This window comes from Gymnodinialimonas sp. JB5-7 (assembly GCF_055693405.1).
In genome coordinates, this window is record NZ_JBVFUX010000012.1 from 1,736,527 (window position 1) to 1,759,271 (window position 22,745).

Annotated in this window: 21 protein-coding genes and 4 pseudogenes; 15 read left to right on the forward strand and 10 right to left on the reverse strand. The window is 58.6% G+C overall.

Features of this window, described 5'->3' with window-relative positions:
- Nucleotides 1-67: 67 nt before the first annotated feature.
- The 5 genes and pseudogenes from ACZ1HK_RS17230 to ACZ1HK_RS17250 form a co-directional block, all read right to left on the reverse strand.
- A complete protein-coding gene (locus ACZ1HK_RS17230) occupies nucleotides 68-982 on the reverse strand; it encodes a cation diffusion facilitator family transporter (RefSeq protein WP_472629725.1) in 915 nt (304 codons plus the stop codon).
- 26 nt (nucleotides 983-1,008) lie between these two features.
- Nucleotides 1,009-3,357, reverse strand: a pseudogene (locus tag ACZ1HK_RS17235) (heavy metal translocating P-type ATPase).
- Nucleotides 3,354-4,067, reverse strand: a complete 714-nt coding sequence (locus ACZ1HK_RS17240; RefSeq protein WP_472629726.1) for a TVP38/TMEM64 family protein — start codon at nucleotides 4,065-4,067, stop codon at nucleotides 3,354-3,356. The pseudogene ACZ1HK_RS17235 and the gene ACZ1HK_RS17240 overlap by 4 nt, the downstream one beginning before the upstream one ends.
- 6 nt (nucleotides 4,068-4,073) lie before the next feature.
- On the reverse strand, nucleotides 4,074-4,514 hold the full coding sequence (locus ACZ1HK_RS17245; protein ID WP_472629727.1) for a DUF6010 family protein: 441 nt from the start codon (nucleotides 4,512-4,514) through the stop codon (nucleotides 4,074-4,076).
- A gap of 114 nt (nucleotides 4,515-4,628) precedes the next feature.
- A complete protein-coding gene (locus ACZ1HK_RS17250; RefSeq protein WP_472629728.1) occupies nucleotides 4,629-5,240 on the reverse strand; it encodes an EF-hand domain-containing protein in 612 nt (203 codons plus the stop codon).
- Between the two features lie 167 nt (nucleotides 5,241-5,407).
- On the opposite strand from ACZ1HK_RS17250, the pseudogene ACZ1HK_RS17255 reads away from it, so the two are divergent.
- The 7 genes and pseudogenes from ACZ1HK_RS17255 (at nucleotide 5,408) to ACZ1HK_RS17285 (ending at nucleotide 11,808) form a co-directional block, all read left to right on the forward strand.
- Nucleotides 5,408-6,139 (forward strand): annotated as a pseudogene (locus ACZ1HK_RS17255) (response regulator).
- A 290-nt stretch (nucleotides 6,140-6,429) separates the two neighbouring features.
- Complete coding sequence (locus tag ACZ1HK_RS17260) at nucleotides 6,430-7,629, forward strand: ATP-binding protein (protein ID WP_472629729.1); 1,200 nt, start codon at nucleotides 6,430-6,432, stop codon at nucleotides 7,627-7,629.
- Complete coding sequence (locus ACZ1HK_RS17265; protein ID WP_472629730.1) at nucleotides 7,619-9,619, forward strand: heme lyase CcmF/NrfE family subunit; 2,001 nt, start codon at nucleotides 7,619-7,621, stop codon at nucleotides 9,617-9,619. The genes ACZ1HK_RS17260 and ACZ1HK_RS17265 overlap by 11 nt, the downstream gene beginning before the upstream one ends.
- 4 nt (nucleotides 9,620-9,623) lie before the next feature.
- A complete protein-coding gene (locus ACZ1HK_RS17270) occupies nucleotides 9,624-10,184 on the forward strand; it encodes a DsbE family thiol:disulfide interchange protein (protein WP_472629731.1) in 561 nt (186 codons plus the stop codon).
- The gene (locus ACZ1HK_RS17275) at nucleotides 10,181-10,663 is read left to right on the forward strand and encodes a cytochrome c-type biogenesis protein (protein ID WP_472629732.1); all 483 of its coding nucleotides are present in this window, start codon (nucleotides 10,181-10,183) and stop codon (nucleotides 10,661-10,663) included. Before ACZ1HK_RS17270 ends, ACZ1HK_RS17275 begins: the two co-directional genes overlap by 4 nt.
- Entirely contained in the window at nucleotides 10,660-11,469 is an 810-nt protein-coding gene (gene ccmI, locus ACZ1HK_RS17280; protein WP_472629733.1) for a c-type cytochrome biogenesis protein CcmI, read from the forward strand. Before ACZ1HK_RS17275 ends, ccmI begins: the two co-directional genes overlap by 4 nt.
- 120 nt (nucleotides 11,470-11,589) lie before the next feature.
- Nucleotides 11,590-11,808 carry a hypothetical protein gene (locus tag ACZ1HK_RS17285; protein ID WP_472629734.1) on the forward strand — a complete coding sequence of 73 codons (219 nt, stop codon included), beginning with the start codon at nucleotides 11,590-11,592 and terminating at the stop codon, nucleotides 11,806-11,808.
- A 40-nt stretch (nucleotides 11,809-11,848) separates the two neighbouring features.
- On the opposite strand, the gene ACZ1HK_RS17290 is transcribed toward ACZ1HK_RS17285, so the two are convergent.
- The 4 genes from ACZ1HK_RS17290 to ACZ1HK_RS17305 form a co-directional block, all read right to left on the reverse strand.
- The gene (locus ACZ1HK_RS17290; RefSeq protein ID WP_472629735.1) at nucleotides 11,849-12,052 is read right to left on the reverse strand and encodes a thioredoxin domain-containing protein; all 204 of its coding nucleotides are present in this window, start codon (nucleotides 12,050-12,052) and stop codon (nucleotides 11,849-11,851) included.
- Entirely contained in the window at nucleotides 12,024-13,988 is a 1,965-nt protein-coding gene (locus ACZ1HK_RS17295) for a protein-disulfide reductase DsbD family protein (protein ID WP_472629736.1), read from the reverse strand. The genes ACZ1HK_RS17290 and ACZ1HK_RS17295 overlap by 29 nt, the downstream gene beginning before the upstream one ends.
- On the reverse strand, nucleotides 13,982-14,740 hold the full coding sequence (locus tag ACZ1HK_RS17300) for a DsbA family protein (protein WP_472629737.1): 759 nt from the start codon (nucleotides 14,738-14,740) through the stop codon (nucleotides 13,982-13,984). Before ACZ1HK_RS17300 ends, ACZ1HK_RS17295 begins: the two co-directional genes overlap by 7 nt.
- A gap of 291 nt (nucleotides 14,741-15,031) precedes the next feature.
- A complete protein-coding gene (locus tag ACZ1HK_RS17305; RefSeq protein WP_472629738.1) occupies nucleotides 15,032-15,334 on the reverse strand; it encodes a DUF2933 domain-containing protein in 303 nt (100 codons plus the stop codon).
- 202 nt (nucleotides 15,335-15,536) lie between these two features.
- On the opposite strand from ACZ1HK_RS17305, the gene ACZ1HK_RS17310 reads away from it, so the two are divergent.
- The 8 genes and pseudogenes from ACZ1HK_RS17310 (at nucleotide 15,537) to ACZ1HK_RS17345 (ending at nucleotide 21,248) form a co-directional block, all read left to right on the forward strand.
- On the forward strand, nucleotides 15,537-16,004 hold the full coding sequence (locus ACZ1HK_RS17310; RefSeq protein WP_472629739.1) for a c-type cytochrome: 468 nt from the start codon (nucleotides 15,537-15,539) through the stop codon (nucleotides 16,002-16,004).
- A gap of 434 nt (nucleotides 16,005-16,438) precedes the next feature.
- Nucleotides 16,439-17,014 (forward strand): c-type cytochrome, encoded by a 576-nt coding sequence (locus ACZ1HK_RS17315; protein ID WP_472629740.1) that lies wholly within the window; start codon nucleotides 16,439-16,441, stop codon nucleotides 17,012-17,014.
- Nucleotides 17,015-17,231: 217 nt separating this feature from the next.
- Nucleotides 17,232-17,930, forward strand: a complete 699-nt coding sequence (locus ACZ1HK_RS17320) for a c-type cytochrome (RefSeq protein WP_472629741.1) — start codon at nucleotides 17,232-17,234, stop codon at nucleotides 17,928-17,930.
- A gap of 42 nt (nucleotides 17,931-17,972) precedes the next feature.
- Entirely contained in the window at nucleotides 17,973-19,106 is a 1,134-nt protein-coding gene (locus ACZ1HK_RS17325) for a multicopper oxidase family protein (RefSeq protein WP_472629742.1), read from the forward strand.
- On the forward strand, nucleotides 19,099-19,380 hold the full coding sequence (locus tag ACZ1HK_RS17330; protein ID WP_472629743.1) for a multicopper oxidase domain-containing protein: 282 nt from the start codon (nucleotides 19,099-19,101) through the stop codon (nucleotides 19,378-19,380). The genes ACZ1HK_RS17325 and ACZ1HK_RS17330 overlap by 8 nt, the downstream gene beginning before the upstream one ends.
- 104 nt (nucleotides 19,381-19,484) lie before the next feature.
- Nucleotides 19,485-19,847: pseudogene (locus ACZ1HK_RS17335) on the forward strand (c-type cytochrome); the annotation flags it as partial.
- A 114-nt stretch (nucleotides 19,848-19,961) separates the two neighbouring features.
- Nucleotides 19,962-20,600: pseudogene (locus ACZ1HK_RS17340) on the forward strand (DsbA family protein); the annotation flags it as partial.
- A 129-nt stretch (nucleotides 20,601-20,729) separates the two neighbouring features.
- Nucleotides 20,730-21,248: a L,D-transpeptidase gene (locus ACZ1HK_RS17345; protein ID WP_472630866.1), complete on the forward strand. Its 519-nt coding sequence runs from the start codon at nucleotides 20,730-20,732 to the stop codon at nucleotides 21,246-21,248.
- A 46-nt stretch (nucleotides 21,249-21,294) separates the two neighbouring features.
- On the opposite strand, the gene ACZ1HK_RS17350 is transcribed toward ACZ1HK_RS17345, so the two are convergent.
- Entirely contained in the window at nucleotides 21,295-22,512 is a 1,218-nt protein-coding gene (locus ACZ1HK_RS17350; RefSeq protein ID WP_472629744.1) for a sialidase family protein, read from the reverse strand.
- Between the last annotated feature and the right edge of the window lie 233 nt (nucleotides 22,513-22,745).

Here is a 22,745-nt window from a genome sequence, read left to right on the forward strand (position 1 = left end):
ATGTGTATCCTCAGCAGGTTCTGACTTGTTGAATATATAGATAACGCACCAGTAACGGTAGCGACACCTAGGTGTGTCCGAACGCCGCGATGTCGATGGCTTCGGATCCTGCCTCGTCCAGGCAAGCATTCTCTATCTGGAGCGTCACAAAGAAGAATCCGTATTCCTCTTTCAGGAGCCGATGCGCCCGGCGCATGAGGTCGGCCGTTTCTTCATCATCCGACACCCGTATATGAGAAGACATGACGCTTCGATTGCTGGTCAATGCCCATGCATGGAGGTGATGAACATCAACGACGCCGTCAAGTTTCTCCAATGCGGCGCGAACATCCGCCAGCGTGATCTCGTCCGGTGTTCCCTCCATCAGAAGGTGAATGGCATCTTTGAGAATGCCCCAGCTAGCCCACAGCAGGACGAACCCGAATGCCATACCGAGAAGCGGGTCAATCAGCAGGAAACCGGTAAACTCAATCACCAGAGCCGTCACGACGATGAGGAGACTGCCGACGAAAGTCTGGATGATGTGCCAGAGGGCGCCCCGCGAATTCAGATCCGATTTGCTTTGACGCCAGAGAAGGCCTAGCGCGATTACTTCAGTCAGTAGGCCTCCGGCTGCGGCAAGCAACATGGGCAACGTCGGCAGATCAATGGGGTTCGTCAGGCGCATGGAGGCCATCACGATCACCACCAACGCCATGGCAAGCAAGAAGGCACCATTCACCAATGCGCCCAGGATTTCGGCCCGATACCATCCGAAACTCCTCCGGTCGTCGGCCGGGCGTTGCGACAGCTTTCTTGCGACGAGTGCGACCAGGACACCCCCGACAGCGGAAAAGGTGTGCATCGCGTCAGAAATGACAGCGACCGATCCTGTCCAAAGTCCGATCGCCAGTTCGACCACAAAATAGATACCGGTCAGCCATGCCGAGATGGTCAAGCCTTTGCTTCCGTCCGGCATCGCATGTTGGTGACCCGCGGGCATGATGCGTCCTTTTCTACTTTCAGAGGTTAATGCGCTTCAATCCGCAAGGCGTTCGCGATGACCGACACGGAGGAGAGGCTCATCGCCGCTGCGGCAATCATGGGCGATAGCAGCAGACCGAAGACGGGAGAAGAGCACGCCTGCCGCGACTGGCACGCCAAGCGAGTTGTAGGCAAACGCGAAGAACAAGTTCTGCTTGATGTTGCGCAATGTGGCCTTCGCCAGTTTTCGCGCCCGCACGATCCCAGTCAGATCGCCACCCAATAGTGTGATGCCCGCACTCTCAACGGCAACGTCGGCGCCGGTCCCCATCGCGATGCCGACATCCGCAGCTGCCAGGGCGGGCGCGTCGTTCACACCGTCCCCTGCCATGGCGATCAGATGCCCGCTTTGCCGTAAATCCTCGACCAGATTTTTCTTGTCCTCAGGCAGAACCCCGGCCCGCACTTCGTCTATCCCAAGTTTGGCAGCCACGGCTTTCGCGGTGCGCTCGTTGTCCCCTGTGGCCATGATGACGGTCAGCCCGAGGTCATGCAGCGCCTTGATCGCGCCGGAAGTGGTATCTTTGATTGGATCTGAGACAGCGATGATCCCGGCAACGTTTCCGTCAATTGCAACGAACATCGCAGTCTTTCCGTCGTCGCGGAAGGTGTCCGCCTGCTCTTGAAGCTGCGATATGTCTGCGCCGATACTGGCCATCATCGCCGGATTGCCAAGGGCGACTTGGCGGTCTGACACACGCCCAGTAACTCCCTTACCGGTGACGGCCTGGAAATCACTTGCCGACTGAGTGTTTGCGCCACGTTTCATGGCACCTTCGACGATGGCTTCGGCAAGGGGGTGTTCTGATCCGCGTTCCAATGCGGCAGCAAACGTCAGGAAGTCTTCTTCGGTGATCCCTCCGGTTGCAACGACATCTGTCAGGGTCGGCTTTCCGAGGGTTAGCGTTCCGGTCTTGTCGACAATCACAGTGTCTATTCGCGCCATCCGTTCAAGCGCCTCTGCATCCTTGATCAGAACCCCGGCTTGTGCCCCGCGCCCCGCAGCGGTGGTGATAGAAATCGGGGTTGCAAGGCCCAAAGCACAGGGGCAGGCGATGATGAGCACCGACACTGCAGAAGCGAAGGCGAAGGTCAGGGCAGGGCTTGGGCCGAATGTCAGCCACGCGAAAAACGCAGCCAGTGCGATCAGAACGACGGTTGGAACGAAGATCGACGAGACCCGGTCGGCAAGGCCCTGAATGGGCGCGCGCGAGCGGCGCGCGGCGACCATATCCACAATTTGCGCCAGCACCGTATCGCCACCCACGCCGGTTGCACGAACCGCAAGCGTACCGTTTTTGTTGATCGTCCCGCCCGTAACGTTGTGCCCTTCAGATTTTTCGACCGGAACCGGTTCGCCGGTGATCATGCTTTCATCGATGGTGCTGCGGCCGTGCACGACCTCACCGTCCACGGGAACACTGTCGCCGGGACGTATGCGCAGTAGGTCGCCTGCAAATATGTTTCCAAGCGGCGCGTCGTATTCTTGGTGGTCGGGAAGAATGCGCCGCGCGGTTTTCGGAGCCAAGTCTAGGAGCGCCCTAATTGCATCGCCCGTACGCTCACGCGCGCGCAGTTCGAGTACCTGGCCGACGAAGACGAGGGTAACGATTACGACCGCGGCTTCAAAATAAGTGCCAACGCCTCCTCCTGCCCGGTATTCGGCTGGGAACAGGCCCGGCAGGAACGTGGCGACGATAGAGTAGAGATAAGCCGCACCAACTCCGAGCGCGATCAAGGTCCACATGTTTGGGCTTCGGGACAGGATGGAGTCCCAACCTCGACTGAAGAACTGGCGCCGCAGCCCACAGAATGATCGGCGTTGCGAGGAAGAATTCGAGGTAGTAGGAAAGCTGCTCTCCTATCCAGTGCCGAACCGGCAAACCGACCAGCTCGCCCATTGTCAGAATGACTAACGGGATGGCTGCTGCGGCGCTCGCCCACATGCGTTTCGTAAAGTCGATCAGGCTCTTCGCTGGGTTCGTCACTCGGCAGCATTGGTTCAAGCGCCATACCGCAGATCGGACATGCACCCGGGGCATCGCGAATGATTTCAGGATGCATGGGGCAGGTGTATTGGGTGTCGGGTGGCGCCACATCATCGTGATCCCGTGCCCGTCCGGATGCATAATGCCAGGGGTCAGCCTTGAACCGTTCGTGGCACTTTTCAGAGCAAAAATGGAATGTATTGCCATCGTAGCTTTCGGTCGGAGTATTCGGACCGGGGTCAACTGACATGCCGCAGACCGGATCAAAGACGGCAGCAGCATCGTCTGAGGCCACATGAGTTTGATGATGGTGGTGTTCTCGATCTTGAGCATCAGACTGTGTCATCGAGCGGATTCCTCTTCTGCGGACCGTGTCGTGCAGGGTGTGTTGGCTGCGGAGGCCTTTGTGCGACCGACAAGTGCGATGCCGATGACGCTTGCTGCGCCCAGGCCAAGCGCGATCCACAATCCAAGCGCATTTCCGTCACGTGCTTCGGCCCCCAAATGGGCCAGAAAGAAGCTTGCCGGAACGATCCCGGCAAGCGTTGCAACGGCAAAGCGAAACGTGGTGATCCTGCTGAGGCCAGCGGCATAGCTGATCACGTCGAACGAGACGAATGGCAGCAGCCGGCTAACAAAAACCGTCAACATCAGCGCGTTCTGCGATCCCAGAAGACGCTGGCTGATACGTTCACCCAACCAACGTTCGACGTAGGATTTTCCAATCTTTCGAGCGAGACCGAAGGCGATCAGGGCCCCTGCCTCGACTCCGACGATCACCAGAAGACCGCCCCAAAGATGGCCGTAGAGGAGCCCGGCAGCCAACGCGATGGGCGCACTTGGGATTGGACTGGCGACAATGGCCAATGTCATCAGGCCAACAATCGCAATCGGCCCGAACGGTCCGACTTGAAGCACGAGCGCCTCGACGGCGGCTTGATCGAAGGTCTGGATGATTGCCCGTATTTCGGGCGCGTAAAGAGTGGCCAACCCGATCGCAATGGCCGCGATCAGGAACCAAACAAACCGCGGAGTGGTTTTTGAAATTTCCATCATGGGCGCTCACAAAACGAAAAGCAGCGTGATCACTACAGCTGCTGCGATGTCAAAAATGGCGCAAAAGGGAATGTACCATTTCGGCACGGGTGCACCGAAATTGCGCAAATGGTGGAGAAAATCCCAGAGTCCATGAAGGAGAAGGCCTAGGGGAATGAACAACCAGTGCACGCTCAGCCCGAGAAACGCGAGGACGCCGAACAGAAAGGCTGTGGATATCTCGATCCAGAATGATCGTGCGTCATGGGCTCTAGCGGCAAATCCGATATAGGCACCACCGATGAGGGCAAGCATCACGGTTGCAAGCTGCACGGCCATAGATTCTGGCAAGGCCAAATGAACGACCGTGTAGATCCCAAGCGCGACCATGGCAAACAGGATGGGAGCCTTCCGCGGGTCCATTCCCGAGTACGCGATTGGTGCGTTGGTTTCATCAAGCCGAGCCATAGAACTGCCGTAATCCCTCCACTAACTGGAAGGTCAAAGATTTTTTGACGCAACCGTTGTGCATTTTTGAAGAGATGCGGCGCAGGGGGACAATCTGCGCCGCATCGGGATGGATCACTCGATTTCCGAAGACCCCGATCCATCCATTTCCATGTCGGACATGGCGCTGTCGCCGATCATGGCTCCACCTCCCATCATGCCAGACATCCCAGACATGCCGCCGCCCATCATGCCACTGGAATTCCGCGCCATGACCTGCGCGGCAACTGCCATCTCGTCAGCTGTAACCGCCCCATCGCCGTCGGCATCAAGCTGCTGAAATCGGTCCACGATGTGGTCTGCAAAGGCCATTGCGTAAAATGCGCGAAATTCATCCAGATCGATTGTTCCGTTCGCGTCCGCGTCGAATTGCTCAAGCTGGGTGTTCAGCCCGCGCGTCCAGTCCGCCTCGGACAGGGCACCGTCCCCATCCATGTCGAAACTGTTCACCATGCCCATCGACATGCCCTGCATCGGCATCGCCATGCCGCCGCCGGAATGCATTTGCATCATCATGTGCATCATTTGCGCCATCATGTCGTGTCCTCCAGCCATGCCGGCTCCACCGTTCAAGACAGCGTCTTCGGCGACTCCAGTTTCACCGTGTCCGTGATCGCCGTCTGCAAGTGCGCTTGTTGCCACCGTCAAAGGTGCGGCGAGCATTGCCGCTACGAGAAATGGGCGCATCTCTTATCTCCTTTTTGCGTTTCGATGCGGATGACTTGGGAACACTGCGCGGAAGCGTAGAGGGAGGGAATGTTGGAATTGTAACGGTCTGTCTTGACCAGCGCGTTTGATACAGAATGCGACAAAGAAAGGGCGAAGCGTGCACCTCATTCCCGTAAGACTGGGTCATGACAGTGGAAGAGCCGCATATTCTCGTCGTTGACGATCACCGTGAAATCCGCGACGCCGTAACACGCTTCCTGCAGAAGAACGGCTTGCGTGCAACCTCGGCTGTGGATGCGTCGGACATGGATCAGAAGTTGAGCGTCGGGCAGTTCGATCTCATTGTCCTCGACGTCATGATGCCGGGTGAGGATGGTTTGTCGGTCTGTCGGCGGCTCAGTGCCAAGGGGGATATACCGATCATCATGTTGACGGCGTTGGGTGAAGAGACCGAGCGGATCGTTGGCTTGGAGATCGGGGCGGATGATTACCTGCCTAAGCCCTTCAATCCGCGTGAGTCTGCTTGCACGCATCAAGGCTGTCCTGAGGCGGGTACAAAAAGCAGAAACGCTTGCTGCAGCGTTTGCAGGGCACGTTGTGCGCTTTGCGTCTTGGCGGCTTGATGTTGATCGCAGGACATTGATTGGGGACGATGGCCAGGAGGATCGACTTACGAATTCCGAGTTCAAACTTCTCATCGCGTTGATTGAACGACCGCGCGTGGTTTTGAGCCGGGAGCAGGCTCGCTGGACATTACCGCAGGCCGCTCGGCGGGTCCGTTCGATCGAACGATCGACAATCAGGTCAGTCGCCTGCGTCGCAAGATTGAACCTGATCCATTGCGTCCTCGGATCATAACGACGGTCCGCAACGGCGGATACAGTCTTGCAACTGACGTTGATGTTCTCCAGCCATGAAGTCTTTCCTGCAAAGCCTTCGCGGGCAGCTGATTGTTTTGCTGTTGGTAATCCTGCTTGCTGCCCAAGTGATAAGTGTTCTCTTTTTTGTAGACGAAAGGAGCCTGGCGGTCAGGGCTGCCCTTGGTTTTGAGGCAGCCGGTCGGGCAGCGAGTGTCGCGCGACTGCTGGAAGAGGCGCCGCAGGAATTACACGCATCCATCTTACGTGCAGCTAATTCGCCACTGGTTCGCTTCGACCTTGCCGAAAATGCGATCGTTGAACGCCATAGTCATCAGGACGGTGGTGCAGTGGAAGACAGGATCCGAACACTCCTTGGGGAGACTTTTACTCGTGAGATCCGCGTTGATGTCCACGAGATCGAAGGCGGAATTCTTCCCTTGCCGCATCTGTCCCCCGAAATGGCTGAAATGCATGTAGCTATGATGCGCGGTGACCTTTCCGCCATTGAGATGAGTGTCTCGATCGCATTGTCGGGCGGGCAATGGTTGAATGTGGAGACGCGGTTTGAACGCCCGCCCTTGCAATGGGGATGGGCGACGGTCGCGCCGTTTTTGACCACCGCGGCGATCTTGATCGTGGCCGGATTCTGGTTCCTTCTAGCGCGGATCTTGGGTCCGCTCAGAGAACTTGCAATTGCCAGTGAAAGATTGGGTCGCGGCGAAGACACTCAGCCGCCTGCGCCGCGAGGGCCGCGCGAAATTCGGGATCTCACCATAGCGTTCGCAAATATGCAGGAACGGCTGACCCGGTTTGTGGTTGAACGCACGCGTATGCTAGCGGCAATTGGCCACGACCTGCGCTCACCGCTGACGGCAATGCGTGTTCGCCTCGAGATGGTCGAAGACGATGAAACACGTGATCGTTTGGCCGCAAGCGTCGATGAAATGCAGCAAATGCTGGACGCGACACTGACGTTTGCGCGCGGTGTGGATGCCTCCGAACAATCAGAACGCTTTCAGATTTCTGACGTCTTTGCGTCGTTGGAAGAAGTTTATACGGGCCGGTTGGTAATCGAACGGCTTCCGCCTGCGGAGGTCATGGTTCGACCGGTCGCATTCCGGCGTGCCGTACGCAACCTGATCGAGAACGCCGATCGATATGGCGGCGGGGCCAGCGTCAAAGGGCATATTGATGACCAAGTGGTTGTCATCGACGTGGACGATACAGGGCCGGGTATCCCGCAGGATTCGATCGAAGAGGTGTTTCAGCCGTTCCACCGGTTGGAGACGTCCAGATCCCTTGAAACGGGTGGCCATGGACTTGGCCTTTCCATCGCGCGTGACATTTTTCGGGCGCATGGCGGTGACGTCGTTCTGAGCAATCGCGATGGTGGCGGACTGCGCGCACGAATTTCAATTCCGGCGGCTGACGAAGACTCGTTTGGCGACGTGGCCGAGAACCGGACGGACGCGCATGACTTCAGCGATCCGCCAATTCGTCACCTAGCTACGCCATCGAGCTTATCAGGAGGCCGAAATGATCCCTGAAATCGGACAGTTTGCTCTGACGCTCGCGCTCGGCTTTGCGGTGGTTCAGGGCTTCCTCCCGCTCTGGGGCGCCGTGAGGGGCAACATGGTCTGGATGCGCTCGGCAACAGCAACGTCGTTGGCGCAATTGGCGTTCACGTTCGTAGCCTTCGCGGCCCTCATGCGATCGTTCGTCGTGAGCGATTTCACTGTCAGAAACGTCGTGGAGAATTCGCATTCCCTAAAACCCCTTTTGTTTCGGATAGCCGGCACCTGGGGCAGCCACGAAGGTTCGCTCCTCCTTTGGGTCTTGATCCTAACTCTGTTTGGAGCGGGCGTCGCCCTGTTCGGGCGGAACATATCTGACACGTTGAGGGCGCGCACATTGGCGGTTCAAGCGTGGATCAGTGTCGGCTTCTTTTCATTCATGCTGTTCACTTCGAACCCGTTCGAACGCGTCTTTCCGGCGCCGCCTGACGGCCAGGACCTGAACCCTTTGCTGCAAGACGTTGGTCTCGCGATGCACCCGCCATTGCTTTACATTGGATATGTCGGGTTCTCGATTGTCTTTTCGTTTGCAGTTGCGGCCTTGCTGGAGGGCCGCGTCGATGCAGCGTGGGCACGATGGGTTCGGCCTTGGACCCTGGCTGCATGGATGAGTTTGACTGCTGGAATCGCGCTTGGTTCCTGGTGGGCATATTATGAGTTGGGTTGGGGTGGGTGGTGGTTCTGGGACCCAGTCGAAAACGTCAGCTTCATGCCTTGGCTGCTTGGTACGGCTTTGCTTCATTCGGCCATCGTGACGGAGAAGCGGGACGCTTTCAAAAGCTGGACGATACTTCTTGCGATCCTGACATTCTCGCTGTCCCTGCTCGGCACGTTCATCGTGCGGTCCGGCCTGCTGACATCCGTTCATGCGTTTGCGGTCGATCCCGAGCGTGGTCTCTACATCCTCTGGCTTCTGGGCATCAGCATTGGCGGGTCGCTGATCCTATATGCGTGGCGCGCTCCGGCACTTGAACCGGGTGGGTTGTTCCGTCCCATCAGTCGGGAGGCTGGATTGCTCCTGAACAATGTTCTGCTGGCGACCGCCACCGGTACCATCCTTTTCGGCACGCTGTACCCCCTGTTCGTCGAAGCGATTTCGGGCGAGCGTCTGTCTGTCGGCCCTCCATTTTTCAACGCGGCTTTCATTCCCTTGATGCTACCGCTTGTGGTCGCGATGGCGGTTGGACCGTTCCTTTCGTGGAAGCGCGCGGACCTTGCCGGCATCTTGCAACGGCTACGGTTCGTTGCCGTCATCTCGGGACTTGTCGCGCTTGGCGTTTGGTACTTTGCTTTTGGCGGGCCGGTACTGGCCTATCTTTCGATCGCGATTGCCGTGTGGCTGTTGCTGGGTACGCTGCGTGAATGGGCCTGGCGCATACGGCTGGGGGACGTTCCGTTCGCTGAGTCCCTGCGCCGTGCCCGCAACCTACCGCGCTCCAGCCACGGCATGACGTTGGCCCATGCGGGACTTGCGGTTGCCATGCTGGGCTTCATCGGGTCCAGCGCATGGAAATCCGAGGAGATCGTTTTCGTCACGCCGGGCACCGAGATCCAGATTGCCGGGTTCGACGTAAGGTTCGAGGGCGCCGAAGGTGTGGCAGGGCCAAACTACGTGGCGAACCGTGGCACACTGACGGTGTCGCGCGACGGCGAATACGTCACGACACTTTACCCGGAACGTAGAAATTACCCTGTGGCGCAATACAACACGACGGAATCCTCGATCCGTTCGACACTCGCCGGGGATCTCTATGCCTCGCTCGCAGAGCCTGCTGATGCGCAGGCCGAGGCGCAGGGCGCGTGGACCCTGCGCATTCTTTATGAACCGCTGGTCAACTTCATTTGGCTTGGGTCGGCCTTGATGGTTCTGGGTGGGCTTGTGTCCCTGTCAGATCGACGGTTCCGCATAGGTGCTCCGCATCGCGCGGCCCGGCCAAATGCCGTTGCGACACCGGCGGAATAGGCTCGTGCAACGATTCCTATTCGCCCTACCGCTTGTGGTCGCCTTGGTTTTTGGCGGGTTCTTTCTGTGGGGACTGAACCCCGAAAGAGACCCCAACGCGATCCCGTCCGTCCTGATTTCCCGTCCCGCGCCGGACTTTGAGTTGCCACCTGTCGACGGCGTGAATGTACCTGGTTTTTCCCGTGCGGACCTGTCTGGGAATGATGGCCCGGTCGTGGTCAATATCTTCGCGTCGTGGTGTGTGCCTTGTCGCGCCGAACATTCGGTTCTGACCCGCTTCGTGGAGGAGGATGGCGTCCGGTTGTTCGGCATCAACTATCAGGACCAACCGGAAGACGCCGCTCGTTGGCTGGACGAACTCGGCAATCCATATGAGCGGATTGGCTCGGACATCGATGGGCGCATTGCGCTCGATTGGGGACTGACTGGCGTTCCGGAAACCTTCATCGTCGGTCCCGATGGCACGATCCTCTTCAAACAGATCGGCCCGATCCTTGGGGACGATGCGATCCGCGCATTCACAACCGCGCTGGAACAGGCGCAAGCCTCAGTGGTAGGATCATGATACGTATATTGCTTTTTCTTTCGGCCATGATGTTGGCCGTTGCCGCCCATGCCGTTCAGCCGGACGAAATGCTTTCGGATCCGGTCCTTGAGGAACGTGCCAGAGAGGTCTCGCAGGCCTTGCGGTGTGTGGTCTGCCAAAACCAGGATATCGACAGCTCGGATGCAGGCATTGCGCGGGACATGCGCCTTTTGGTCCGCGAACGCATCCTTGCTGGCGATACGAACCAGCAGGTGCTGGATTTCATGGTCGATCGTTACGGAAGCTACGTCCTGCTTCGCCCACCGTTCAATGCCACAACCGCACTTTTGTGGTTTTCGCCGGTTCTGATCGGCCTGATTGCCGCCCTCGCCGCCATCATGGTTCTGCGGGGTACGCGCAAGACGAAACAGCGACGACCCGAGCCGCTCTCGCCCGAGGAAGAGGCCGAGGTTGCCCGCGCCCTGTCAGAAATGGACCCGAAAGGATCATTGAAGTGACCACCGCTCTGGTTTTTGGTACGATGGCGTTGATCGCCGTTGCGATAATGGTTTGGCCATTTCTGAGACGGTCAGATACCATTGTTGATTCGACCGATGGAGCGATGGCCGTTTTGCGCGACCAGATCCAGGAAGTTGAACGCGATCGGGCGCGCAAAGTGATCTCTGCAGCAGAGGCTGACGATGCAATCATCGAAATCAAGCGCCGTCTATTGCTGGTCTCGAAAAGGGCTCAGTCGCCCCGGTCGGCTGCCACAGGCGGCGTTTGGCTGGCCGCGCTTTCCGTCGTGATCGTCGGTGTAACCGGCGTTGGTCTTTACACAGTCCTCGGCAACCCTGCCGTTCCCAGTATGCGCTACGCGGATCGTGCCGCGGAGCGTGAAAGCAGCGCAGAAATGCTGGCCCTGACCTCGGAGTTGCGCGGACGGCTGGACGCGGACCCCGAAGGCGGGCCATTCGATGGATGGATGATCCTTGGCCAATCGCTCATGGGCATGAACCTGTTTACGGATGCGGCGGAGGCGTTTTCCGTCGCCAGTGAACGCCCCGAAGCAACGTCTTCAACTTTCTCGCGCCTGGCCGAGGCACTGATTGCCGCTGAGAACGGTGTGGTCACGCCACCGGCCGAAGCGGCCATCGAGGAGGCTGTTGATCGCGATCCTTTGAACCCGGCGGCCATCTACTATCAGTCTATTGCGCTGGGGCAGGCCGGGCGAACTGCCACCGCTTATGATCTTCTCGCGGATCGGATCGGGCGTGAGGCGGAGATTCAGCCATGGATGGGTGCATATACCGACCAAGCTTGAACCGTTTGGGTGAGCAAATGGGCCGACCGCCGGTGGGGCCGATGATGCTCATGGCGCAAAGCGGGCACGGCCCAGCGACCGAGGATGTGGCCGCAGCGTCCGAGATGAGTGCCGAAGATCGTGCTGCGTTCATTCGCTCGATGGTGGATCGTCTCGCGACGCGGCTTCGAGGAAACCCCCGACGACCTCGACGGTTGGCTACGTCTTGCCAATGCCTATTCGGTATTGGGCGAGCGAGATCAGGCGCTCGAGGCGCTGGACCGTGCTGAGCCATTGCTGCCTGATGCAGGGCCCCAACGCCAGACGTTCGATCAATTGCAACAGGCGCTGCAAGACTGACCTCGTTGCGACACGGAACGCCAGCGGTCTTTTTGCCCGTTCAGTTGCTGCGCGCCTGTTCCAACGCGGCTCCACCTGCATTTTCGAGCGCGTCCAGTACCACGGAAGGCGTCAGCACTTCCGGCAAGACCAGCCCGTTTGGAGCGGCTGGTCCGTAGACTGCGTTGAACGGAATGCCATATCGATCAAATGAGGCGAGATAGCGCGAGATCGACTCATCCGGGCGCGTCCAATCTGCGCGCATGGTGGTGACTGATCTCGTCCAGCAGGGCAGGCAAGACTGGCTCACGATCCAGAACCAGCACCTTGTTGGCCTGGCAGGTCAGGCACCAGTCGGCGGTGACATCGACGAAGACGATCCCGCCGCGCGAGACGATCCGCGCGATTTCCGCCCGGTCGAACACGGCCCATTCGGTTTCGGCCAACCCTTCTGCGGCCTCTCCGCGTTCCGGGCCGAGTGAAATGGGAGCGAAAACGAGGGCAACCGCAAGCCCGACAATGGCACCCGTTTTTGCCAATGCAGCCGGTCGACGGACCGAAAGCGTTGCTACGATCGCAAGACCCAGCGCTACAGCGACGATGGTCGGAGACTGCCCTGCAACCCGGCCCATGACCCAAACCAGCCACAGGGTTGTCATGGCCAGAAGCGCGCCCAGAACAACCTTAACAAGGATCATCCATCGTCCCGGCTTGGGCAGTTTGGAAACCAGCGATGGGACCATGGCGATGGCCAGATAGGGCAGCGCCAGGCCGAACCCCATCGCGGTGAAAACGACTGCAATGTCGATTGCTCCGCCAGTGAGGGCGAAAGCGACAGCCGTACCCAGCAGCGGGGCCGAGCACGGCGTGGCAAGAATTGCGGCAAGTGCGCCTGTTGCGAAATCGCCTGTATATCCACCCTCAGCCCCTCGCTGTGCCATCCAGGTTTGCAGCGAAGACGGCAGGTTGATCTCGAACAGACCAAACAGGTTGGCCGTGAATACCAGAAGGACAGCAATCATGATTGAAAGGAAAACGGGGCTTTGAAATTGTAACCCCCATCCAACTGTGACGCCGACCCATTGCAAGGTAAAGAGTGTCGCCGCTAGCATCCACATGAAGGCCATGACCCCTGCAGCAGACGCGATGAAGCCGCCCCTGACGCGGCCAGCTGTCATGCCTTCATGTCCCACTATAGAAGACAACTTGATCGAGAGAACCGGAAGAACGCATGGCATCACGTTAAGGATCAAACCGCCAAGAAAAGCGATGAATGCAATCCAAAGTATATCTGAAATTTCGGCAGAGGCGAGGTCGATCTGGTACGGCGGGCTCGGCGCGGTTTCAACAGGCGTCACGGGGAGCGTTGTTGCTGACGCGCCGTCGGTTACGGTGAGCAACAGCGTGTCGTCCCCGGCTGGATCATAGGACAGGATCGGGATCGAGGCCCAAATCGTACGGTCGCCATCGCCCAAACGGATGTCTGGTGCACCAAAAGCTGTGTATTGGTTCAGTTCAGGAAAGAGGTCGGGTTGGGTGAAAGGCGCATCGCCACGCGCCTCTACCGTCAGCAGCCTACTTTCTTCATTCCAGTGAGCCTGCACTTCGCGAAGGAACGGGCCTTCTACCTCCTGTGGTATCCGTTCGGCAAATCGCGACACAAGTTCAGCAGACGTGAGGTCGATGTTGGGTGAACCGCCAGTTGCTGCCGGAATTGTCAGTTCGAATTGGTATTCGGCAGGGACGCAAATATCCGAGCACAAAAGCAAGGTGACATCCGCGCGAACAACTGCTGGTTCACCGGGCTCTTCAAGAAGTATGCGCAGCGGATATGCGACCTCGTCCGAATACCCGAAATTCTCGATACCGAAGGCCGTGAACCGCTCGGGAGCGGGCCACAGGATCTCGAAGTCGCGCACATTCTCAGATGCCGAAAGGTCAATTTCCGGAGGAAGCCCAACCTCGCCGGGATTGCGCCAGTACGTTTTCCAACCTTCGGCCAGATTGACGTGAAGCGCTGCGGATATGCTTTCTGCAGCAGGCACGACCGCGTTTTCGACGGTCACCATCCTGACCTCGGCAGCGGGACTGGTTGTTGCTTCGGTTGAGAGCGCCTGTATCGGCCCTGCGCCAAACACCAGCGCGGCGGCCAAGACGGCCAGACCGAATGTCCGCAGCTTGAGAGGTAAGGATTTCAACATATTGACCGCCAATTCGATGATCTCTCCGACTCGATGATATCGCGCATTTGCCGATCTGAAATCTGACCATATACGATGGTGCGCGCAACAACGAGCATCGGAGTTCCGACAGACCGGAAAATCCGGGACAGGATGATACTTGTTTCAAGCAGCCGTCGGACTGTTTCGCTCGCCATATCCCGCAAAAGTTGTTCGTAATCCATACCGGTTGAAGACGCCAGTTGTTCGACGTGTGCGTCATCTGACCGAACCGGTGTTCGGATGAGATGCTCGTGGAATGCCGTGTATCGACCCTGTAAGTCAGCCGCCAATGCGGCACGTGCTGCCGTTTCTGAGGTCTCGCCAAGAAGCGGGAGTTCCTGCCACTTCACAATCATACTGTCACTATTGGCTGCAGCCATGTCACCAAGGGCACGGGTTTGGACCCGACAAAAGGGGCCACAATAGTCTGCAAATGATGCGACTGGGACAAGACCCGAGGGGATGTCCCTTCCAAAGAGCGATGCGTAAATGTCGGCACGAGCTTCATCTTCGGTCACAAACGGCGTGGGGGCCTCAGCCTTGTTTCCGGGCCAGCAGGTGAACACACTGAACGGGGAGGAAACTTCACCGTTCGCGATAGATCGAAAACCTGTCGGGTCTGAGAGTTCCTCGAAATCGAAATCGCTGGGGATTGACGCCGGAAGATGTCGGATCGCGGCATGTCTTCCGCCGTCCGAAGTTCCCAAATGAAGAGTGGATCTTCTATTCACAATCTAACCCGCCCGGCGCATCCCTTCACGCTTGAGTAGGTCGGATGCAGGAGAACTGAAATCACATCCGATGCACACCCGCCCGACCATCTTCACAGCTTACGTCCCAAAGGCCATTGCCTATCTCACGAGTGACTGAACACCCTTCTGGAATATCGAGATGAGGACCAGATGAGCCTGCTCATGGTCGCGCTAGAATATTCACAGGTCCTGGAAGCCGCTGAACAGGCCGACAGCAAGACCAACGCGGCAATACTAATGTTGCGGCCAACCCTTCCGGACCGTCCTGTCTTAGTGGCTGCGGACATTTGCCTCCTGCGGCACAGGCTGGACATCTGAACCTGAGTACTCGTCGTCGGCGGATTCCGCCTCTTTCCCTTTGTGGCAGGAAACTCCCATGAAGCGGTGCATCAGGAAATGTGCCCCAAGGCAAACAACCAACGGCAGCAAGACGCCGACATTGCCAAGGATATCCGCAACCGCTCCGCCGTTCAGAAGAAACAGCACGAGTGGAGCAACCATAATGCCGCAACAGATCAGCATGCCTGCATGAATGACACGGTCGGTGGTCGAGGTTGTTGTTTTGTTGCCCATCTCATGATCCTTACATTGGAATTTCATTACGTTAGCCACGCTCCAGCGCGGTAGAGTCAAGGATACATTGCGATACAAAAAAGCAGGCTCATTCCACGTGCGATTGTATTGACGTTCCCGCGCTGGAACCTTCGATCTACGAGGCACGGATAGCTGTGCCCAGGACGGCGCGGCCTACAATTTTTAACATAAGGGCGTGCGGGTGCAGGTATCAAAAGCAGGCTTGGGCATCGCGGCATTTTTCGCCGTGGGCGGCGCAGTAGCGCTGGCCAGTATCTTTTCGGGTCCTGAGCAAAACCCGATGGGTCATTCGATGGAGCCACCGGACACAAGTGACATCGCGGAAGGTGGTCCCATTGTGGACGTCGCGCTTCCACTTGAATTGTCCAGCGAGGCGCAGTTGGGTGAACGCGCGTTCAACGTGGCTTGCAGCGCTTGCCATGGTGAGAATGCATCCGGTCAAAATGGCGTCGCTCCGCCACTCGTGCATATCATCTACGAACCTGGCCACCATTCCGATGAGGCCTTCCAGGTCGCCGTCCGCAATGGCGTACGGTCTCATCACTGGAACTTTGGCAACATGCCTCCGATAGAAGGTTTGTCGCGCGCCGATGTGCGTGCGATCGCGACCTATATTCGTGAGTTGCAACGAGAGAACGGCATCTTCTGATGATGAGGTCATCTGCGCGATATCGATTGGTCGACCCCGGGCTGCGTTCCGTCCTGACCTTGGTGTTGGCCACGTTGCTCGCGTTGATATTCATGTCTGCCACAGCGGACGCGCATATCGATCAGAGGCCCGCCGATCAGCACAGCTTTACAGCTGTAGAAGATCCGACCGCTCCACATGAGGCAAGTGGCGGCTCCCACGATGAGCTTGAGCATCCAGCGCTCGGTGGCCACTGCCATCCGTCCCTGGAATGCTCTCTGGTCGCGGCGCTGGACTTTCCGGCTCTACCCAGTCGGACCATCGCGATATCAAGTGTCACGTATGACGTTCAAGCGATGTCGGCACGTCCGGTCCATTTTGGTTTCGACCCGCCGCCTCCACGTTCCTTGATGTGATTCAAACCTCACATCAAAATGTCACAGGAACGAACCCAAATGAAAAAGATTGTTTTGACGGCGGCGACCGCAGGTGTCGTCTTCGCTGCAGTAGCAAGTGCCCACACGGGCGCGACCGGCGTTGTGCTAGAGCGCATGAATGGAATGAGCGCCATGCAGGACGTGGTGCGGAACCTCACGCCGATGATGCGCGGCGAAATCGACTACGACCCGGACGCGGTGATCGCAGGCGCCGCAACGCTTGAGACCCATGCTGGCGAGACCATGACGGAGCTTTTCCCGGAGGGGTCAGACGGCGGAGTCTCCTACGCGCGTCCCGAGATCTGGGAAGACTGGGAACGGTTTGCTGAATTGGCCGAAGACCTTGAAATCTTGGCAGTCGGGCTCGCAAACGCTTCCGTAAACCCGCCAGGTTCCCCGATGCCCGAGAGTGATGGCGATTCCATCATGGGCGGTAGCAGTCTGATGGGCGGCGGCACCTCCATGATGGGCGGCGGAGCGACACCTGCACTTGATGCCGCCGTGCTGGCCGACATGCCCGTCGATCGTGTTTTCACGATGGTGGCGCAGTCCTGTTCCGCCTGCCATACCTCATACCGGGCCGAGCAGGATTGATGGTACGACGTGTCATAATCGGCGGCATCGCGTTTGCGTCGCTTGCGGCAATAGCCGGAGCGGCAACTGTTGCCTATTGGCCGATTGGCTCCGGCCCGCCCGGGATTGACCTCGCGGGCGATGTCGCCCGGGGGGATATCTTGCGCGAGCAAGTGGCTGCATCGCCTGTCACACGGATTTCGAGCGTGGCGGTGCCCCACTTGCGGGCGGCGTCGAATTGGAAACGCCGTTCGGGACCTTCTATTCCCCGAACCTGACCACGGACGAGACCCATGGCATCGGCGATTGGACGGTGGATGAATTCGCGGTTGCGGTGCGTCAAGGGATCAGCCCCGAAGGCGATCCCTACTACCCCACATTCACCTATCCATTCTATTCGACCTTTACCGACCAGGACATTGCCGATCTTTGGGCAGCGTTCCAAACTGTCCCAGCGGTGGCTGAGGCAGCACCTGAACACGAGCTTGGCTTCCCGTTCAACCTGCGTTGGGGCATGAAACTCTGGCGTGCCGCCTACATGGTCGATCCGCCGACAGAGCCTGTCGAAGGGGAAAGCGAAGCCTGGAACCGCGGGCGCGAACTTGTTCGTGGTGCTGCCCATTGCGCGGCCTGTCACACGGGGCGCAATTTCGCAGGTGCCAGATTGCCGAACCTGTTTTTTGCCGGGAACGACGACTTGCCCGGAGGGGATAGCGCACCAAGCATTCGTCCCGATGATCTGGCCGAGGAAGACTGGACCGTATCGAACCTCGCCTACGCCCTTGCGACAGGTGTTACGCCATCGGGCGACGTCTTCGGCGGGTCCATGGGCGAGGTCGTCCAATACGGGACGAGCTTCCTTACAGATGAAGACCGAGAAGCAATCGCAACTTATGTGATGGGGGCCGACAGGGACCCATCCGTTGATCTGAACTGAATAAGCGTTGGCCTGGCCTCGGCTAGGCCAACGAATGCAATTATGGAAGTGACAACAAAGATGCTTTCAAGACGGACTTTTCTGCAAAGCGCTGCCAGCAGTGCTGCTTTGGTCGCCGGCATCGGCCGCGCGACAGCGGATGAAACGTTTGAGACCCTCACCGGACGTGTCGCGCGCGTGCAATTGGCCCCGGACGGCTACCCCGAAACTGAAATCTGGGGGTATGACGGCATGTCACCCGGACCAACGCTCCGGGTCTCGCAAGGCGCGCGATTGCAGCGCCGCTTCCTAAATGACCTGCCGCAGCCGAGTTCTGTGCATTGGCATGGCATTCGGATCGAAAACGCAATGGACGGTGTGCCTGGACTTACGCAGGATGCCGTCGCCCCCGGCGATACGTTCGACTATGACTTCACCGTGCCCGATGCCGGCACCTATTGGTATCACGCCCACAACCGCTCGGTGGAACAGGTGGCGCGTGGCCTTAATGGCCTTTTGATCGTCGAAGAAGCCGACCCGCTCGACATCGACCGGGACCAGCCGCTCGTCCTTGATGATTGGCTTTTGAACCCCGAAACCGCCCAACTGGACCCGGATTTCGCCGCGCAGATGGACCGCAGCCATGGTGGCCGGAACGGCAACCTGCTTCTGACAAATGGCACCTACGACCTGACGCTTACGGCGCAACGGCACGAACGTCTCAGGTTGAGATTGATCAATGTCGCAAATGCGCGGATCTTCGTGCTTGGGCTTGAGGGGATGGAGGGGTGGACAGTTGCGTTGGACGGTATGCCCCTCGAAACGCCTGAACCGATTGAAGGGCCGATCCTTCTCGGGCCCGGCCAACGTGCCGACGTGATCGTCGATATCGTGGCGGATGAGGGGGAGCGCGCCTATGTGACCCGCCTCGACAACGAGCGCGGCGAAGCGCAAGTGACGTTCGACATTCGTGGCACGGCAAGCCTTGCGCGCCGCGGGGCACCTCGTGCATTGCCGCCGAACCGAATGCCGGACCTCCGGCTCAATGGCTCCGGAGTTGGTTGCGACGCTGGATATGGAAGGCGGGGCAATGGGCAGGATGCGTCGGGCGACTTACGAAGGCGAGGAGTTGAGTTTCAGCCAGCTTGCGCAACGCAATCAATTCTGGGCCTTCAACGGTGTCGTGGGGATGCCTGAAACGCCTTTGCTTGAGGCCGGACTGGGGCAAACTGTACGCGTGAACGTAATTAACCAGACATCCTTCCCGCACGCGATGCATTTACATGGCATGCACTTTAGCGAAATCGGACCGGAAGATCGCCTTGGGCCACTGCGCGACACATTGCTGATCGGCGGCGGCGAGCAGCGACAGATCGCCTTCAACGCCGATAACCCCGGTGACTGGCTGTTCCACTGCCACATGTTGTCCCATGCGGCAGCGGGCATGATGACGTGGTTGCGTGTGGCATGAGAAAGCCTGTCGCAGTCACTTTGGCCTTGGGCCTGGGGCTTGCCTCATTTGCCGTATGGCAAGGCATCGCGCAGACGGTTGGTGTGGACGGCGAAATTGTCGCCATGCCAGCGTCCGTCGATGTCGAAGCTGGTGCTACTCTCTACGCCGAAAGCTGCGCCGCGTGCCACGGTGCCGAGTTGGAGGGGCAGGCCGATTGGCAGGTGCCCGGTGATGACGGACGTTTGCCGGCGCCGCCCCATGATGCCAGCGGGCACACATGGCATCATTCTGATCGGCTTCTCTTCGAATATACCGCGCTTGGCGGGGCGGAAGTTATGGCGCGCATGGGGGTCGAGTTCGACAGTGGGATGCCCGGCTTTTCAGACGCTCTGACAGATCAGGAGATCTGGAACATCCTCGCCTACATCCAATCCACTTGGCCTGAGCGCTTACGTGAGGCTCAGGCTCAACGAACGGCCGCAGATCTTGCGGAACAGGAGTTCACAATGAAGTCTTTCTTTCGAATTTTTGCGGCGCTATTTCTCGCGGCACTTCCTTTACAGGTTTCCGCACAGGACCTTACGGACGACCGGGTGCGCGAGCTTGTTCGTGAAACGATCCTGGCAAACCCGGAAATTCTTCTCGACGCGTTTGCTATCCTTGAACAGCGCGCCATTGAGGAAGAGGAACTGGCGCGAGCCAATGTGCTCGACCAGCAACGGCTTTTGTTGGAGCAGGACCCCAACGCGCCCGTTATTGCCAATCCCGAAGGAAGCGTCACAATCGTTGAGTTTTTTGACTACAATTGCCCCTACTGCAGACGCGTGAAGCCAGAGGTCCAAGGCCTGCTGGCCGCGGATGATGATATTCGTGTCGTCTATCGGGAATGGCCGATCCTGGGCGAAGGCTCGGTCTTTGCGGCCCAAGCCGCACTCGCAGCGCGTGAGCAAGACCTCTACGAAGAATTCCACTGGGCGATGATGGGGATGGAGGGCCGCGCCGAAGAGCCATCCGTTCTACGCATTGCCCGTGAAGTAGGCCTCGACATCGAGCAATTACGTATCGACATGCAAGCACCGGAAGTCACCGAGCATATCGAAACCTCCATGCGGCTGGCGGAGCTTCTGGGCATCACCGGCACGCCTGCATTCATCATCGGAGACAATGTCGTGCCCGGCGCTGTCGATCAGGCCACGCTGGCCGGTTTCGTCGAGCAGGCTCGCGAAATCAACGAATAAGAAACCAAGAACAAAGTAGCTCATTGGAGGCGCAGCATCATCTAAGACAAAGGGGACCATAAATGAGTCGAATTTATACCTCGCCGCGCTGTCACTGCGGGATTGGCCGCCAGTGCCATCGCTGTGCCTATGGTGGCGCGTGCGCATGATTTCGAAATACCGGAGCAATTCCTGCCGCAATTGGTCAATACGGGCCGGCGCGACTGGTTGCCCGGTGATGTGCATGTCGTGCCGGATGATTTCTTCCTGTACTTTATGCTCGAACGCGGGCGCGCTATTCGCTATGGCGTCGGCGTTGGCCGCGATGATTTGTACGAAGCTGGCACGTTCAACGTGGCTCGAAAGGCCGAATGGCCTTGGTGGAGGCCTACGGACGCGATGATACGACGCGACCCGGCCCAATATGCGCGTTTCGCAAACGGCGTTCCGGGTGGACCGAACAATCCATTGGGCGCGCGCGCTATCTATCTTTACGATGATGCCGGCGTAGACACCTACCTACGGATCCACGGAACAAACGCGCCACGGACAATTGGAACGGCCGTGTCCAATGGATGTGCGAGGCTGACAAACGAGCACGTCATCGACCTCTATCCGCGGGTCGAAGTTGGCGCGCGCGTGTTCCTCTATCCTAAGGTTACGACCTGACCCAGAAATGTACGAATTGCCGGGCGCGGATGCTACCGCCCCGGCTTCACTCCGTGCTTCGCAACACGCGGATCGTGTCCGTTCCATCCGGCATGGGATAGGTCAGCGCAAGAAAGATCGTATCACCGAGGGCGACCATGCGCGGGAAGTTCATGGAGCCTCCGTTTGGGTTGGTCGCCACGATTTGAGGGGCGTCGCACCCGTTCGCGTTGACCTCGCAGAGGAAAAGCACTTCTTCCGTGGCGGACCATTCCAACCACGACACAAGGGCACGGCCATCGTCCAGCATGACAGCATCCACGCGTCCTTCAGGCGCGCCGCCATCAATACGGACCGCGTCACCGAATGTGACACCCGCGTCTGACGAGAAAGAGATTTGCACCGCGGGTTCGTCATCCGCCGCTGTGAACCACGCAACGATTACCTCCTCGTCTCGCGCTTCAATTGCCGGGCCGTTGACCGGGCAGCCGGACAATTCCCAGCCGTCGTCATGAACGGGTTGCGGATCAGACCAAACGCCGTCACGCAGTGCGACAAGGGAAATGTCACGTATCTCTGCCTCCGTCCGGTCCCGGTATACGACAAGCAAATCGTCTCCGGCCAGCGCGGCTGCGGTTTGGCAGCACGAACAGGTCATGAAGTCGAGGGCAGTATCTTGGGTGATTTGCCCATCGGGCGACAGGGTCGTGGTGCGCAACTGCATCCCATCGACGATGGCGCCCGGCTCGATCGACGCGCCATCGTAGGCCCGTCCATCGAGCCACACAGCCATGATGTCCGCGCCAATGGGCAGAAGCGAAACGAATCCGTGCTGCGCTTCGGTAGTATCTGCGTATGGGGCGAGCGGCGTGCTCCAACCGTTGCTCGAGCCATCCGAAAAAGACAGGTTCACATCGTAGTCATAGGAAAAGCGTTGTGTGGCTTGCAGCCAATGCGCCACCAGGGTTCCGTCCGCGAACGCTGCCACCGACGGAAAGTCTGCCCAATTCACAAACAAGTCTTCGGATATTGTGATCGTCTCAGGCGCCTGCCATGTCCCGTCCACAAAGCGTGCCATCCGCACCGCTGTTCCTTCTGCGTTGCGTTCCATCCAACTCAACAGGAGCGATCCATCGGGGGCCAGCGCCAGGTTCGGCTCTCGTGCGCCAACTCCAACCGGGGGCGCAAGATCTTCGAATTGCCATCGCGTTTGCGCGTCCACACCCGGTGCGGCCAGAAAAACCCCGGTACAGGCGAGAAGCGCAGTCCTAAGGGAATGCAGCACCCCTATAGGGCCTCGGCAGGGTAGCCAGCCTTGCCCAAAATGGCCTGAATGTGCGCCAGCGGCATCGCGCTCTGGATTTCGACGTTCCGGGCTTCCATGTCGAAGGACAGTGCCGCGTTTGGCTCCGCTCCCAAAACCGCCTTTTCGATGGCCGCCTTGCAATGGCCGCGACTTCATGTCTGGCACGCTAAACTTCATAATTCGCCTTCCTTGTTTACGCATTCAACCGTGCA